The following is a 435-nucleotide window of genomic DNA, read 5'->3' as shown; positions in this document are numbered from 1 at the left end:
GCTGTGAATTTAGGGTGGAAAGGCTTTCGGTTTTCTAGCTACACACCGGACAAATCTCAGCTTCTCAACTATCTCGCCAGTGGCACTTTTCGGGAAGTGTTTGAACTTAACGAAGTCTGCTTACGGGTAATGTTGTGTTTGTTAAGTTCGTTGGCGCGGTTTCTTTGCTGTCGAAATTCATGAATGCCTAAATGCGTTTCGTGTGCTCTGTCGTTGGCTTTTTCGATAGAATTCTTTGCAAATTACCGAGCTTAAAAATGGTGATTTTCTCGGCCATTTCTTCTTTGCCAAGAGCATTTCGTGGATTAGGTTTTAATTTCACAGCTGTCCGTTTTACTTTGCCGTTTGAAAGCAATAATGTGTTTCAAATTAGGCAGTTTGGCGTAATTTGCTAGCGAAAGTGCAGCAGCTAACTAGGCGTTTAAGACGGATTCC

Annotated in this window: 1 protein-coding gene; it reads right to left on the bottom strand. The window is 42.3% G+C overall.

Features of this window, described 5'->3' with window-relative positions; genetic code table 11:
* Nucleotides 1–187: 187 nt before the first annotated feature.
* On the bottom strand, nt 188–322 hold the full coding sequence (locus tag EYW48_RS21490; protein ID WP_277433079.1) for a hypothetical protein: 135 nt from the start codon (nt 320–322) through the stop codon (nt 188–190).
* Between the last annotated feature and the right edge of the window lie 113 nt (nt 323–435).

It is taken from the genome of Vibrio sp. 1180_3, from assembly GCF_029478545.1.
In the GTDB taxonomy this organism is placed as follows: domain Bacteria; phylum Pseudomonadota; class Gammaproteobacteria; order Enterobacterales; family Vibrionaceae; genus Vibrio; species Vibrio aestuarianus.
The sequence above is the reverse complement of the archived record's forward strand: the minus strand, read 5'-3'. Positions and strand labels throughout refer to the sequence as shown.